At 52.7% G+C, this 14099-nt stretch carries 14 protein-coding genes and 1 tRNA gene; 10 read left to right on the forward strand and 5 right to left on the reverse strand.

The genetic code is table 11. The features are described 5' to 3' along the window. Positions 1-5 precede the first annotated feature (5 nt). On the reverse strand, positions 6-1439 hold the full coding sequence (locus tag RYZ18_RS11740) for an NAD(P)-dependent oxidoreductase (RefSeq protein WP_317657038.1): 1434 nt from the start codon (positions 1437-1439) through the stop codon (positions 6-8). A gap of 214 nt (positions 1440-1653) precedes the next feature. On the opposite strand from RYZ18_RS11740, the gene RYZ18_RS11745 reads away from it, so the two are divergent. Beyond that, the gene (locus RYZ18_RS11745; protein ID WP_317657040.1) at positions 1654-2457 is read left to right on the forward strand and encodes an undecaprenyl-diphosphate phosphatase; all 804 of its coding nucleotides are present in this window, start codon (positions 1654-1656) and stop codon (positions 2455-2457) included. Positions 2458-2460: 3 nt separating this feature from the next. Here the strand turns inward: RYZ18_RS11745 and RYZ18_RS11750 are convergent, their stop codons facing one another. Further along, positions 2461-3441 (reverse strand): complex I NDUFA9 subunit family protein, encoded by a 981-nt coding sequence (locus RYZ18_RS11750; RefSeq protein ID WP_317657041.1) that lies wholly within the window; start codon positions 3439-3441, stop codon positions 2461-2463. Positions 3442-3637: 196 nt separating this feature from the next. On the opposite strand from RYZ18_RS11750, the gene RYZ18_RS11755 reads away from it, so the two are divergent. After that, positions 3638-3724 (forward strand) — tRNA-Leu (locus RYZ18_RS11755). A 29-nt stretch (positions 3725-3753) separates the two neighbouring features. On the opposite strand, the gene RYZ18_RS11760 is transcribed toward RYZ18_RS11755, so the two are convergent. Beyond that, positions 3754-4278, reverse strand: a complete 525-nt coding sequence (locus RYZ18_RS11760; RefSeq protein WP_317657042.1) for a helix-turn-helix transcriptional regulator — start codon at positions 4276-4278, stop codon at positions 3754-3756. Between the two features lie 195 nt (positions 4279-4473). On the opposite strand from RYZ18_RS11760, the gene RYZ18_RS11765 reads away from it, so the two are divergent. The 8 genes from RYZ18_RS11765 (at position 4474) to RYZ18_RS11800 (ending at position 10414) form a co-directional block, all read left to right on the forward strand. Next, entirely contained in the window at positions 4474-6120 is a 1647-nt protein-coding gene (locus tag RYZ18_RS11765; protein WP_317657043.1) for a phosphoethanolamine transferase, read from the forward strand. A gap of 8 nt (positions 6121-6128) precedes the next feature. Continuing rightward, complete coding sequence (locus tag RYZ18_RS11770) at positions 6129-6506, forward strand: diacylglycerol kinase (protein ID WP_317657044.1); 378 nt, start codon at positions 6129-6131, stop codon at positions 6504-6506. 150 nt (positions 6507-6656) lie between these two features. After that, a complete protein-coding gene (locus RYZ18_RS11775; protein WP_317657045.1) occupies positions 6657-7268 on the forward strand; it encodes a ribonuclease D in 612 nt (203 codons plus the stop codon). Positions 7269-7277: 9 nt separating this feature from the next. Then, the gene (gene lptC, locus RYZ18_RS11780; protein ID WP_317657046.1) at positions 7278-7871 is read left to right on the forward strand and encodes an LPS export ABC transporter periplasmic protein LptC; all 594 of its coding nucleotides are present in this window, start codon (positions 7278-7280) and stop codon (positions 7869-7871) included. Between the two features lie 8 nt (positions 7872-7879). Beyond that, on the forward strand, positions 7880-8374 hold the full coding sequence (locus tag RYZ18_RS11785) for an LptA/OstA family protein (RefSeq protein WP_317657047.1): 495 nt from the start codon (positions 7880-7882) through the stop codon (positions 8372-8374). A 3-nt stretch (positions 8375-8377) separates the two neighbouring features. Then, positions 8378-9139 (forward strand): LPS export ABC transporter ATP-binding protein, encoded by a 762-nt coding sequence (gene lptB, locus RYZ18_RS11790; RefSeq protein WP_317657048.1) that lies wholly within the window; start codon positions 8378-8380, stop codon positions 9137-9139. Positions 9140-9343: 204 nt separating this feature from the next. Further along, positions 9344-9910, forward strand: a complete 567-nt coding sequence (gene hpf / locus RYZ18_RS11795; RefSeq protein ID WP_317657049.1) for a ribosome hibernation-promoting factor, HPF/YfiA family — start codon at positions 9344-9346, stop codon at positions 9908-9910. A 39-nt stretch (positions 9911-9949) separates the two neighbouring features. Further along, positions 9950-10414: a PTS sugar transporter subunit IIA gene (locus RYZ18_RS11800; protein ID WP_317657050.1), complete on the forward strand. Its 465-nt coding sequence runs from the start codon at positions 9950-9952 to the stop codon at positions 10412-10414. Here the strand turns inward: RYZ18_RS11800 and RYZ18_RS11805 are convergent. Both RYZ18_RS11805 and RYZ18_RS11810 read right to left on the reverse strand, forming a co-directional pair. Next, complete coding sequence (locus RYZ18_RS11805; RefSeq protein ID WP_317657051.1) at positions 10411-11820, reverse strand: nodulation protein NodH; 1410 nt, start codon at positions 11818-11820, stop codon at positions 10411-10413. The genes RYZ18_RS11800 and RYZ18_RS11805 overlap by 4 nt on opposite strands. 3 nt (positions 11821-11823) lie before the next feature. Further along, positions 11824-14094 carry a glycosyltransferase family 2 protein gene (locus RYZ18_RS11810; protein ID WP_317657052.1) on the reverse strand — a complete coding sequence of 757 codons (2271 nt, stop codon included), beginning with the start codon at positions 14092-14094 and terminating at the stop codon, positions 11824-11826. Between the last annotated feature and the right edge of the window lie 5 nt (positions 14095-14099).

The following is a 14099-nucleotide window of genomic DNA, read 5'->3' on the forward strand; positions in this document are numbered from 1 at the left end:
TCGGATCACTCAGCCGCTATCACGCCGTGGCCTGCAACTTTTGCGAGGATCGCCTCCGCTGCTTCACGACCATCACGGATCGCCCAAACAACAAGGCTCGCCCCGCGCGCAATATCGCCAACGGCATAGACGTTTTCCAATGCCGTTTCATGGCTACGGAAATCGGTCTTTACTGTCCCCCAACGGGTGACAGGCAAATCCGCGCAATTCCAAAGCGTGGGCAGATCTTCTGGCTCAAAGCCCAAGGCCATGATCACCAAATCCGCGTCCTCAACATAATCGGCACCCTCAATCACCTCGGGGCTTTGACGGCCTGTCGCATCAGGCGCGCCGAGGCGCATTTTCTGAACCTCGACACCTGTTACAGGGTTGCCAACAAAACCTTTTGGCGCGGACAACCAGACAAATTCCACGCCCTCTTCTTCGGCGTTCTGAACTTCGCGTTGACTGCCAGGCATATTCGCGCGGTCACGGCGATACAGGCATTTCACAGAGGTCGCACCCTGACGAATCGCGCTGCGCACACAGTCCATCGCAGTATCACCACCGCCGATTACGACAACTTTTTTGCCTTCGGCATTCAATGCGCCAGTGTCAAAATCAGGCACAGCGTCGCCAAAGCTTTTGCGGTTGGACGCGGTAAGATAATCCAATGCTTTGACGATCCCCGAAGCCTCATGCCCCGCAACGTCCAAGTCGCGCGATTTATAGACGCCTGTCGCGATCACGATGAAGTCGTGCTTTTCGCGCAGCGCCTCAAAGGTGATGTCGCGGCCAATATCAGTGTTCAACTCGAACTTGACCCCGCCTTTTTCCAAAAGCTCATTGCGGCGCATCACCACGGGCTTTTCCAATTTGAACCCTGGAATCCCGTAGGTCAAAAGCCCGCCTGCGCGGTCATAACGATCATAGACTGTCACCTGAAGCCCCGCGCGGCGCAGACGATCTGCGGCAGCCAAACCGCCTGGCCCTGCGCCAATGATGCCCACGGATTCTGCCCGCTCGGTTGTGGGGGCAATGGGCATCACCCAACCTTCATCCCATGCGGTATCGGTGATGTATTTCTCGACCGAGCCGATGGTGACGGTGCCATGCCCAGATTGTTCGATTACACAATTGCCTTCGCACAGGCGATCTTGCGGGCAGATACGCCCACAGATTTCAGGGAAAGTGTTTGTGGCTTGGCTGATCTCATAGGCCTCGCGTAAGCGCCCTTCGGCAGTCAGGCGGAGCCAGTCGGGAATATTGTTGTGAAGCGGGCAATGCGACTGGCAATAGGGCACGCCACATTGGCTGCAACGGCCTGCTTGCTCCGCGGCTTTTTGCTCGGCATACTCGGCATAGATCTCGCGAAAATCCGCACGGCGTTCTTCGGCGGATCTCTTCTCGGGCGTTTCTTTAGCCACGGAGACAAATTTTAACATCGGTTGCTTAGCCACGGAACTTCTCCCATCTTCAACGCGCTTCTCATATTCCGAAAGCGCACCACATAAAAGACAGCAATACTGACCTATATAATGCTGTTTTCATTTCTGGCGGCCAATTTGCAACTTTGATTTACGAAAATAGGTATCGCACCATTACCTATTTCAAAAAATATCACATTAATTCAAGTCTTTAGAGAAGACTCGTTTTTATTGGGACATAGAACTCATGAGCCTGTTTTATCTTTTTATTCTCGCTACCATCCAAGGGATCACGGAATTTCTGCCGATATCCTCCTCTGGTCACCTGATTCTATTGCCCGCGCTGATGAATCATGCCGACCAAGGTCAGGTGATTGATGTCGCCGTGCATGTCGGCACCTTGGGCGCCGTGATCTTGTATTTCTGGGCCGATGTAAAAGAGGCGCTGTTTGGATTTTTCCGCCTCCTGCGCGGCCAGATTGACACACGCGGCGCGTTTCTCGCGCTGTGCCTCATCATATCCACAGTGCCCGTGGTTGTGGCAGGATTGGTGTTCAAGCTTACAGGCCTCTCTGACCTGCTGCGCTCAACGGCGGTCATCGGGTGGACGATGCTTGGATTCGGAATTGTGCTTTATTGGGCAGACCGCACAGGCACAGAAACGAAGCCTGCCACGGCATGGACGCTAAAAGATGCGCTGGTTATGGGGTGTGCGCAAATTCTTGCACTGATCCCCGGCACATCGCGCTCAGGGATTACCATCACTGCCGCACGAAAACTAGGATACGGGCGCGAAGATGCGGCGCGGTTGTCGATGCTCATGTCAATTCCAGTGATCATCGCATCAGGCGCACTATTGGGGCTTGAGGTCATTGGAACCGCAGACATGGCCGCCGCACGCGATGGTGCCATCGCCGCAGGGTTCGCCTTTGTCGCGGCACTTTTGGCCCTGTCTGTGATGATGCGCCTTTTGAAAACCATCAGCTACACGCCCTATGTGATCTATCGGGTGATCTTGGGCGTGGTGCTGTTGGTGACCGCGTATAGCTAGGGCTTATCGCAGCTTAGATGCACTATCGCGGATTGCTGCATATTGGCCGCCATCGCGATAAGGCCACAAATATTCTAGCAAAACCGTATCAAGCGCAGTCGGTGTAATGCCAAAATCTGCCAAGGTTTTTGCCTTCGGCGACACGACATTATCCCGCTTGAGCTGACGCAGCTGATCACGGGTGAGGACACCATTGGTGAAAAGGCCAAATGTCACCGCCTGCGCCATATCAAGGCCAAAGGCTAAAGGCGCCGCAGCAAGGCTTGGGACACTCAAGATCACACGGCGGCGGACAATCACCTTGAGCATCTTCTCAATCAACGCGCGGAAGCTCAGCTGTTCTGGCCCGCCCAATTCGTAAATTCCACTAAACCGATCATCAAGAATGGCGGTCACAGCCGCTTGGGCCACATCATCCACATAGACAGGCTGAAATTTGCTGCCCGCCCCCATCAAAGGCACGAAAGGCGACAGCCGCGCCATGGCGGCAAAGCGGTTAAAAAACTGATCTTCAGGCCCAAACACAATCGAAGGCCGCAAGATCACCGCCTTTGGGAAAGCCGCCTTAACGCCTGCTTCACCTTGGGCTTTGGATTGCGCGTAAAGGCTATCGCTGTCTGCATCCGCACCGATAGCGGACACATGGACAAGCCGCGCGGCGCGCTCCTCTTTCGCAATCCGCGCAATGCGTGCAGCCCCTTCGGCCTGAACGGCATCAAACTTGTTTTTCCCTGATTCAACGAGAATACCCACGCAATTCACAACCGCATCGGCCCCTTTGATCGCGGCACGCACCGAAGCATCATCGCGGATATTGGCCAAGACAGGCTCGACCTGACCAACCACACCATAAGGGCGCACAAAACCTGCTTCATTAGGGCGGCGCACGGCAACACGCACGCGCCAACCTTCCTTAGCCATACGTCTTGCGATGTAGCGCCCCACAAAACCTGAGCCGCCAAAAATTGTCACAAGCTTGGACATCGTTCTGCCTTTCGGTCGTCTGGTCTGGATTTGCGCGATTGATACGCGGCAAACCCAAGCGAAACAAGGCGCAATTATATCACGCTCAAGCGTCACATGCGCGCAATCCACATCACCCCATCCAAATCCGCCACAGCCATGCAACAGCCGTTGACAGCACCCATGCCGATATATAACAGACAGCCTCACGACACTGGCCCAGGTGGCGGAATTGGTAGACGCGCTAGCTTCAGGTGCTAGTGTCTGTATGGACGTGGAGGTTCGAGTCCTCTCCTGGGCACCAATCCCAAAAATTGAAATGCCGCAAACCGCTCAGAGATTGCTCTCTGGTGCGACGTCTAGAAATTCGTCCATAAACAGGCTCATCAATTCGGTGCGGGAATTTACGCCCGTTTTCCGAAAAATACTCGAGCTTTGCGCCTTGATTGTGCCCTCAGCGGTGGCGCGGGCGGTGGCAATCTCGGAAATACTCAAACCTTTCAGCATATACATTGCGATATCACGCTCTGCGGGACTAAGCCCCCAATGCGTAAATTTATTGCGCACGAAATGATCCATTTCACCGCGTAGTAGGCGCAGTGATTCTGTTTGAGCGATATTGCGCTCCTGCAACAGGCGCAGCTGCCGCAACAAAACGCGAATGGCCAAGATCAATGCGGCTGCCGATGCAACTTCGAAGGTGAGATGCACCAAATCAAGAAAACTCGGCGCGTTGCGGGCTATCAACCGCTCGTAAAGGTCACTTACGATGTCGAATAGGAAAAACAAAACGCTGCCAAACAGAAATAAAGACGTAAATTTCAGGGTCTTTTCTTCTTGAAACATGGGTTTTGGCATAAGGGATCCCGAAACTCTGTGCGACGTCTTCTGTATACTGAAATCTTGCTGCCATCGGTAGCCTAAGTTCGGACTAAACCAAAGATATAATCCATGGGTTTTACGACCGTGGTTCAGTTGGCGTGACCAAAAGCCATAAGTATCTGCAAGCCTGCGACACGCCCCATCCTGAAACGACCATGCAAGGTGCAGCCCGTGCAAGACCCGACACCAGAGACGCGCAATACTATGTTGCGCAACGGCCTTCCCCATTTTGCCCTCAACTTAGCTGGGGCGACCTATATTATGGCGCTGCTCAATACCGCCTTTTGGCAAAGACTGATGACCCTGTTCGAGGGAGATCTTCTTGCCGCCATCGGCTTGGCCGCGGCTGTAGGCGCCTTGACCTTATTGCTGCTTGAATTGATCGGGCCAAGCGTTCTGCAAAAGCCCGTTCTGGCGGTCTTGATCCTGATTTCCGCCTCAGCAAATTATTTCCAAACGACCTTTGGCGTGTTCATTGATGAAGAAATGGTGCGCAGCACTTTGGAAACGACAGTCGCAGAATCGCGCCATCTTATAACGGCATCTATGGTTCTGAAGATCGGGCTGACAGGCGTCCTGCCCGTTTTGATTTTGTGGAAAATTCCCGTGCGGCGGGCGCGGGTTATCCATCAACTTTGGCGATATCCGCTCGGGGTCGTTGTTAGCTTTGCCTTGGTGATTGGGTTTCTCTTTACCAACTATAAAACCTACTCATCCGTGTTGCGGGAAAATCATGCGCTGATGCAATCCTATCAGCCAGGGGCAACGCTGCTATCGGTGGCTAAGTTTATCAAAAATGAATATGCTACGGGCAGAATTGAGGTGGCCCCCCTTGGCGAAGATGTGGCGCAAGGGGCGCAGCTTTCAAATTCGGACAAACCACTGGTTTTTGTCCTGTTTGTCGGTGAAACGACACGGGCCGCGAATTTCGGCCTTGAAGGATATGAACGAAACACAACGCCCAATCTGGCTGCTCGCGAGGATGTAATCTATTTTCCGAACACCACATCTTGCGGCACCGTCACGACCGTTTCTGTGCCTTGTATGTTTTCGCCCTTCAGCCAAGACGACTATTCGCGGGATCAGTATTTTGCATCGGAAAACCTTGTGGATGTGATCTCGCGCGCGGGTTTCGATGTGCAATGGTGGGACAATAACACGGGCGATCAAACCGTGATGCAGCGCCTAGACTGGGCCAAGGTTGACGCGACATGGGACCCCGATGCCTGTGCAGCCGGTGAATGCACAGACGCCATCTTTTTGCCCCTCATTGATCAGGTATTAGAGACTGCCACAGGCAATACTTTGTTGATTCTGCACATGATCGGCAGCCACGGCCCCGCCTATTTCATGCGCTATCCAGAAAGTCGCGCGCAGTTTACGCCAGATTGCCGATCTGCTGAATTTGCGGATTGCACGGACCAAGAGATTATCAACGCTTATGATAACACCATCATAGAAGCGGATTATGTCCTTGCAGGTGCCATCGAACGCCTGAGCCAAGCGCAGAATGTCGACACAGCCATGCTCTATATTTCCGATCATGGCGAAAGTCTTGGCGAGGGTGGCGTATTCTTGCACGGGTTGCCCAGATTCATGGCCCCTGATGTTCAGACCCATGTGCCGTTTCTTGTTTGGCTTGGGCAATCCTATCAATCACGCTTTGGAATTGATCAGACTTGTTTGGAAAGCAACCGCAACTCAGGCACATCGCAAGATATGGTTTTTCACTCTATGCTCGGCCTGTTGAATTTGGACACCGAAGCGCGCAACCCTCGCCTTGATATCACAACAGCGTGCAGTGCAGATGCGGGATGAGGACATTTATGAACAAGCCTGAAAAACAGATCCAAAACCGACAGGGTCTTTTGCATATCATTGACGCGGCGGGTTTTTCTATGGCGGGGTTGCGCCGCCTTTGGCGCGAAACCGCCTTCAAATTAGAGGTCGGCGCCGCCGTTCTTGCGATTGGGGCGGTTGGCTTTTCTGGCGCGGCGTCTGCGCAAATTTTTACACTTGGCTGTTTATTCTTAATGCTTTTCGCGACAGAGGCGCTGAACACAGCCATTGAAGAAATTGTTGATCGCATTTCTCCAGAATGGTCGCTGGCTGCACGCAATGCCAAGGATTTGGGATCGCTCGCCGTTGGCCTCGTGTCTTTGGTCGTGGCTGGCTATATCGCGTTCATCTTCCTCAGCCTGTAGCCCCTGCATCACTGAGCATAAATTCACAGATCATTGCCTTGACCCCAATGGGCACCGCCTATACCCAATTTTTATTCGTAATCAGATGGGAAATGGGCAAAGATGGCCGCAAGAGGGCATCACCATATCCGCCCGTGAAAGGCTAGACACGTGACCATCCATACTTATCTTGGCGACCTTCCTGACGGTCTAAAACTGGGGCCGATTGTGGCGATTGATTGCGAGACAATGGGGTTAAACCCACATCGTGACCGCCTGTGTTTGGTGCAATTGTCTGACGGGGATGGAAACGCGCATCTGGTGCAGATCACCCAAGATCAAACAGCAGCCCCAAATCTTTGCGCGCTTTTGACGGATCCGAACACGCTGAAATTATTTCATTTCGGACGTTTCGATATCGCGGCGATGTATCATCGCTTTGGTGCTTTGGCCGCCCCTGTCTATTGCACAAAAATCGCCTCAAAACTGGTGCGCACCTTCACAGATCGGCACGGTCTGAAGAACCTCGCCCAAGAATTGATTGGCGTGGATATGTCAAAATATCAACAAACCTCCGATTGGGGGGCAAGCCATTTGACCGATGCCCAAAAGGATTACGCGGCCTCGGATGTGCTGTATCTGCACCAGATCAAAGATAAACTTGACGCCATGCTCGCCCGTGAGAACCGCCAAGAGATGGCGCAGGCCTGTTTTGATTTTCTGCCAACCCGTGCCAAGCTTGATTTGGCGGGATGGCCAGAGATTGACATCTTTGCGCATTGATCCAACCCCATGCCCCAAGGTGCCACCTATTCTCGGATCATAACATTCAGCAAGTTGGTTCTGCCGCTTGCTGCTTTGGTGGTGTTGTCTCTGATGTTTCTGTTTTCAGGGCGCCCTGATCCGAACCAAGCTTTGCCTCTTGCCACGCGAAGCGCCGATGGCCAATTGGGCCAGCAAGGGATGACCAACCCCCGCTTTGCGATGGTTACAGGATCTGGCGATGCGGTGGAATTGATCGCATCTTCCGCAGAGCCTAGTGATGGAGATGCCAATCAAATTCTCGCCACCAATGTAACGGCAGAAATAACGCGGTTAACGGGCGGGCGCGATCAAATCACGGCTGATCAAGCCTTATGGAATAGCCAAAGCTCTGACACACGATTAACTGGAAATATTGTTGCAACATCACCCGAAGGCTATAGGCTAGATACTGAGGAATTATCTATAATTGCCGCATCTGGTGACATTATCGCGCCTGCGGCGGTTTTGATCACATCGGACGGGATTCGCCTTGAAGCGGGGCAAATGGCAATCACTGGCCCGTCAGATCATCAGGTTGTGCATTTTCAGGGTGGCGTGCGGCTGCTATACGAAGGGAAATAGGGGGGCATATGCGGCAATTCTTCATCGCTATTTTCTTGCTGGCCATGGGCCTGCCTGCGCAGTCGCAGACACAAGTGGGCTTTGGCGGCACCCCGCATGACAGCAGCGCCCCAATCGAAGTTGTCTCCGACAGTCTTGAGGTCGATGACACTAACGGAAATGCAATATTTCGCGGCAATGTGATTGCTGTGCAGGGCGATTTGCGCATCTCTGCGGCTGAAATCCACGTCCTCTATCAAACCAATGCCGAAACCGGCGGTCAAAACGATATCGACCAAGTGCAAGCTCTAGGTGGGGTTTTGATTACCCGCGGTGTGGACGCGGCCGAGGCTGAAACCGCCACCTATTTCGTAGCTCGCAACGAAATGGAAATGGTTGGCAATGTTTTGGTCAGTCAACAAAGCGGTGTTATTGCGGGCGAGCGGATGCTACTGGATATTGCCACGGGGCAAGGCACGGTGGATGGGCGTGTGCGCACAACTTTGCAGGGGGCAAACCAGTAAGTCATGGCAAAGCGGGTGTCATTAAAGGTCGAAGAGGGCGCAGCGGGTTTGATCGTTTCAAACCTCCGCAAAAGCTATCGCCGCAGACCCGTCATTCGTGATGTTTCCATGGAATTGCGCAGAGGCGAGGTCGTGGCCTTGCTTGGCCCAAACGGGTCAGGCAAAACCACAAGTTTCTATGCAATTGCGGGCTTGGTCACGCCTGATGGTGGCAAAGTAATGTTGGATGGCCACGATGTGACGCGGTTGCCAATGTATCGCCGCGCACGGGCGGGCATCGGATATTTGCCACAGGAAATGTCGATTTTCCGCGGCCTATCAGTTGAGGCAAACATTCTATCAATCTTGGAGATATCCGAGAAAGATGGCGCAACACGGCGCAAACGGCTTGAAGATTTGCTGAGCGATTTCTCGATTGAACATTTGCGCCGCGCGCCCGCCCTATCCTTGTCAGGTGGGGAACGCCGGCGGGTGGAGATCGCGCGCTGCTTGGCATCAAATCCGCGCTATGTGTTGCTGGATGAGCCCTTCGCGGGCGTTGATCCGATTGCAGTCAACGATATCCGCAGCCTTGTTGCCGATCTCAAAACGCGCGGCATTGGTGTTTTGATCACCGACCATAATGTGCGTGAGACGCTGCAAATCGTGGATCGCGCCTATATCCTGCATGACGGCAAAATCTTAATGAGCGGCACCTCCAAAGATGTCGTGCAAGACGAGAATGTGCGCCGCGTCTATTTGGGCCAAAATTTCAAAATCGGCTGATCGTCTTCTGCTTTACGTTGACAGATGGCGGGGATTCGTCGCCAAATAGGGGTGATGTTTGACAGAGCCAACACCCTCTTCTTTCCTGTCGCGCTGCTGACCGCAGGCAGAAATAGATTTGGGCAGGCGGTATCCCTGACATCTTATTTTATAGTGTAGCGTTGCAGCCTCGCTTCAACGCTATCTTTACGTAATGGAGGTAACATGCGCTATCAAATCAGTGGGAAACAAATCGATATTGGCGAAGCACTCCAAACATATGTGAAAGACGGGCTTGGCGCGGCTGTTGCAAAATATGCTGAAAGACCAACAGATTCACATGTCGTTTTCTCAAAAAGTGGGCATGAGTTCGTATGCGAATCCAATGTTCACCTTTCCACTGGACTCAGCGCATCTGCCAAGGGCAGCGATACAGAAATCTACGCGGCCTTTGATAAGTGCTGTGAGAAAATGGAAAAGCAACTGCGCCGATACAAGCGCAGATTGAAAGATCATCACCGCGAACGCGCAGAACCCGTTGAACATTTCGCTGCGGCCTCGTATATCCTCGCGTCAACAGACAAAGACGAAGATGATGCGGATGACACCTTGCAGCCCATCATCATCGCAGAAACCGAAACTAAAATCCCTTCGCTCTCTGTGGGTGAGGCGGTAATGCAGATGGAATTGGCGGGCGCCCCTGTCTTGGTATTCCGAAACGAAGCGAGCGCAGGCGTAAACATCGTCTATCGCCGCGAAGACGGAAATATCGGCTGGATTGATCCCCGCTAGACCGAAATAAAGACCCTGACGGGTAAGGAATACACGCGAATGGAACTTTCGATGCTCCTTGAGCCGCAAGGCGTGAAGGTTGTTTCTGATGTGACAAGCAAAAAGCGGCTTCTGCAATCTCTTGCAGATGTGGCTGAGGGTTTGCTTGACGTCAGCGCCTCGGAAATTTTCGAAGCTCTGCAGGAGCGTGAAAGCCTAGGGCCAACAGGCGTGGGGCATGGCGTGGCCTTGCCCCATGCGCGTTTGTCGGCGCTCACGAAAATCACAGGCGTATTTTTCCGTCTTGAACGTCCCGTCAACTTTGATTCCGCAGACAGACAGCCTGTTGATCTGGTTTTTGCGCTGTTTGCGCCTGCCGATACGGGCGTGGATCACCTCAAGGCGCTGGCGCGCGTGTCGCGCACATTGCGGGATGCGGAACTTTGCGAAAAATTGCGGGCAAATTCTGACCCAATGACACTGCACACCTTGTTGACAGGCGGCGCAGAAAGCCAAGCGGCCTAGGCCCAAGACCCAAATCCAAAACTGACATAGTCGCGCCGATAGGCTTCGGCGCAGACATCCTCAATTTCGGTCGTGTATATCTCGGAAAGCGAAATTGGATCGCAGGGATTGGGCAGAACGAAGGCCTGTTCTTGCCCTGCCAAAGCAGGAAGGGCATTTGGCAATTCTTCGGCCCGCAACAAGAGATCAGGCAGTTTCACCTGCGCCATACCTTGCAAAATTGCAGTCTGGCTGGCCCAACCAGGATCAACAGGAAGGCTCGTTTGCCCCGCCAGATTGCCCCGTAGAAATTTCAGAAATTGCAAGAAGCCTGCGCGCTGCGCCTCAAGTGACCAATCTTGCGCCCCGCTTTGACTTGGCAAAACAAGCCCGTAGGTTTTGCTTAAAACGCGCCGCGCCGTTGCAAAATGAGGGCGATCCTGTGGCAGGATATAACGGGTAAAGACATCATAGGCCCGCTCCAACGGGTGTTGGATTACCGCAAAACTGCGATAGCCGACATGCGCCCGCATCCATTGACGCAATTGATTTTGGCTCATGCGCCGATACAGCCCATCGCGCCCCACCCCATCAAGCGCCCCCATCCAATCAATCACAGCCTCAGATAAGGTGCCACGCATCGGTTGAAACAATAGGCCTGTTTTGGGGGCCGCCACAAAGGATGGCACAGCGGCATGGCGGCTTGGCTCAAAAAGCGGAATATCGGATAGGCCAAATGGGTCTAGTCCCTGTAAATCTGCCACCATCTGATCATAATTGATCACCTTTTTTGAGAGCGCTTCGGGATTTTGCTTTTTGATTTTCGCAGGTGGGGTGTCGACCTGATGGGCTGATCCCAAAAATCGGGCCAATCCATTGATCACTGACATGTCGAACAATTCATCATAACTGATGCGATAGGCCACCTGCCCAGTCACCTGCAGCGCCCGTGTTACTTTAGACTGGAAGGCCAGAAGGCGGGCCAATAAATCTTGGAACTCTCCCAGTTTAAAGGTGATCTCCGCACTGCGTTGATGGCGCATATCGCGCAGCATCCATTGCCCCGTCTCAGCGGCAATCTTGCGCGACACATAACTATCAAGCGGGTTTCGTGTCAAAATCACCTTCGCAATCGTAGGGTCACCCAAAACGGCTTCGGTCACACGGGGGTCATGGTCATGGAACAAACGAAAGCCAGCCATCGCGGGCGGGTTATCAAAAATCGCCTGCATCAATCCCAAAGGATCATCTTCGCGCCGCGCAAGGTCGTAATCGTAAAGAGTTTCCGTCTTGGGATGCCCAAGGAAGCTGGGGTTAAACACCTCGCCATGCGAGCAAATATCTGGAAATTCATTCAGCGCAGCCTCTAGGAAATTCGAGCCCGTGCGCATTTCAGCAAAAATGACAAATCCTTTGAATGTCGTCATGATCTATCGCACCACATAAGGCCGAATGGCCGAAGGTTTTGACGACATCATCTCCATATCATCGGATGGGAAATCGCCCACCACATGGGCGCGCATTCCCTGATTCTTAAGGGTCTGCAAAAACTTGGCAAATCCTGCAAATTTCACCATCCGCGGCACCGTTTCGAGATGCACAGGCCCGCCCGCCTGAGGCACATGTTGGATCGCTTCAGAGAGATGCTCGATCGGATATTCCAGAAATTCTGTGAGCGTCCAAATCTTGACATGGGCGCGTGCGTAAAGCGCGCGCAATTCATCCAAAAAATCCATTTCATTGCGCTGTAGGCGCGCGGCCTCGTTGCGAATATCGTCAAAATTTCCATTCGATGCGAACAGGCGCAACGCCCACGCGCCCGTGATGATATGGATACGGGCATTTCCATCTGCAGCCAGAAATGGGGTGATTTTTTGAGTGTCGCGCGGGCTAAATTGAAACACTTGCCGTTCACTGCGCGCATTCCAAATCAACGAGGTGAGAAAGGCTTCTGGATTGTAATCCCGTAACACCGAACTGTCGCTCAGGCCGCCTGGCCCAACGCTACCACCGCCAGAAAATTCCACGCGATCAGGCGCAAAGAGATGGCCGTGGACATGAGCATTGCTGCGCCGCGCAAGCCATGGCTCAAAATCTGGAAAAAGGTCTGAAAATCCATGAAATACGGAATATTCAACTGCCGTTTTCCCATTCTCCCAATTCCAATTTGGAAAACGGCTATGCATATAGAGGCCCGGCCTGCCACGCGTGCGCCGCTCCACCGCTTTTGCAAAGACGCGATCAATCTTGCCTGGGGCTGGCTCTGTTTTGAGGCAGGCTTCTTGTTCCTGATAGAGGAAGGTTTGGTAAAGCAAATCGGCCTCATGCCAAATTTTGCGGGCCACAAAGCAATCAGACCGGCGCAAAAGCCGCAGATGATCATCATAGAAAACATGAGGTTTTCCTTGGAAATCAAACTTCGACAAGGTCAGCGAGCGGCTTTCTATGTTAATCGCATAGCGGCGGGCCAATGATTGGAAATAGCTTTCATCAGGGATCCAAACCCGTTTGAAATAGCGATCATAGGTGTCACCATCAGGATCGGTCAGGATCGCCGTCAGGGTCTGACGGGTCAAACACCACCATTGGCTACCCAAATGGGGGGTCAAATCATTCGGAATTTTCCGCCGAAATCCAATACGGCGTTGAAACGCCACATATTGATCAAACAGGCGGCGATTGCGTTTCCAAGAAAAGGGGAAACGGAAGATAAATCGCTCCTCGTTTAGGCCGCCGACTGTCCATTGCACATCATGGATGGTCACGCTTTCGATAAAATCGGTTTGCGGATGTTGTTTGAGATAGGCGCGATACTCTTTTGAATTTGCGAAATGCTCTCGCCGCTGCAATTCTTCTTGGGCTTTTTGTTGGAAGCCATCGATGAATTTTGCATGCAGCAACACACCTGAAGTTTTTTCACCACCCCATTCGTCATAAACAAGGTTCAATCCACGCGGCAAAAGCATGTGGGTTGAACTGGCATAGACATTTCCCCGCTGCCATCTCACCAAAGGGATCTTATTCAATGCGGGTGCAGATTTTGGATCATCTGCAAAAAACACCCGCGCGCGCGGCCCGCCTTGGATCCAAAGATTTCCAAAACTTGGGTTCTTCTGGATCATGTAATTGCCGCTATCAAACCAACAGCATTGCGCGAACGGGTCTTGCCCCGCCTCATAGGTGAAAGTGCCAATAGGGCCTTTGGGATACATATCCAACAGCATCGTCCCAAAGCTTTTGATCGAGGATGCCTCAAGCCAATCCGTCAAAGCGTTAATAGGGCGGGTGTCGACAAACGGGTAAATTAAAAATTCATCAGGGTCGACTGTGAGGCACCAATGACCGTGCCCATATTTGCCCAGCAAATGGTTCAACCAATCCATCCCAAATCGGGATCGCTTATAGCTTTCCGTGCTGAGCCAGACTGAACAATCCGTTTGCGCGGCCAAATAATCGCGCGAGCCATCATCGCTATCATTATCCACAAAAAGGAAATGGCGGACGCCCTTAGATCGGTAATATTCAAGGAAATAGGGCAGGCGCAGAACTTCGTTGCGCACTGTGCAAAAGCACAAAAGATCACGCGATTTAATCTGTGCCGTGCGATTTTGCACAGGTTTCAGCGCACGCGACTTTCGCCAAGCGCGCACCAAAAACCGCTTTCGTTGCAGCCTGAGCCGATACCGGCTGAGCGCATTCATACTCG

Origin of the sequence: Roseovarius sp. 10, assembly GCF_033100315.1 — a bacterium.
In the GTDB taxonomy this organism is placed as follows: Bacteria; Pseudomonadota; Alphaproteobacteria; order Rhodobacterales; family Rhodobacteraceae; genus M30B80.

Excerpts from the sequence above, each read along its gene's own strand:
- RYZ18_RS11760 (WP_317657042.1), bottom strand. The coding sequence starts at position 4,278 with ATGCCAAAACCCATGTTTCAAGAAGAAAAGACCCTGAAATTTACGTCT.
- RYZ18_RS11805 (WP_317657051.1), bottom strand. The coding sequence starts at position 11,820 with ATGACGACATTCAAAGGATTTGTCATTTTTGCTGAAATGCGCACGGGC.
- RYZ18_RS11745 (WP_317657040.1), top strand. The coding sequence starts at position 1,654 with ATGAGCCTGTTTTATCTTTTTATTCTCGCTACCATCCAAGGGATCACG.
- RYZ18_RS11770 (WP_317657044.1), top strand. The coding sequence starts at position 6,129 with ATGAACAAGCCTGAAAAACAGATCCAAAACCGACAGGGTCTTTTGCAT.
- hpf (WP_317657049.1), top strand. The coding sequence starts at position 9,344 with ATGCGCTATCAAATCAGTGGGAAACAAATCGATATTGGCGAAGCACTC.
- RYZ18_RS11810 (WP_317657052.1), bottom strand. The coding sequence starts at position 14,094 with ATGAATGCGCTCAGCCGGTATCGGCTCAGGCTGCAACGAAAGCGGTTT.
- RYZ18_RS11800 (WP_317657050.1), top strand. The coding sequence starts at position 9,950 with ATGGAACTTTCGATGCTCCTTGAGCCGCAAGGCGTGAAGGTTGTTTCT.
- lptB (WP_317657048.1), top strand. The coding sequence starts at position 8,378 with ATGGCAAAGCGGGTGTCATTAAAGGTCGAAGAGGGCGCAGCGGGTTTG.
- RYZ18_RS11785 (WP_317657047.1), top strand. The coding sequence starts at position 7,880 with ATGCGGCAATTCTTCATCGCTATTTTCTTGCTGGCCATGGGCCTGCCT.
- RYZ18_RS11750 (WP_317657041.1), bottom strand. The coding sequence starts at position 3,441 with ATGTCCAAGCTTGTGACAATTTTTGGCGGCTCAGGTTTTGTGGGGCGC.
- lptC (WP_317657046.1), top strand. The coding sequence starts at position 7,278 with ATGCCCCAAGGTGCCACCTATTCTCGGATCATAACATTCAGCAAGTTG.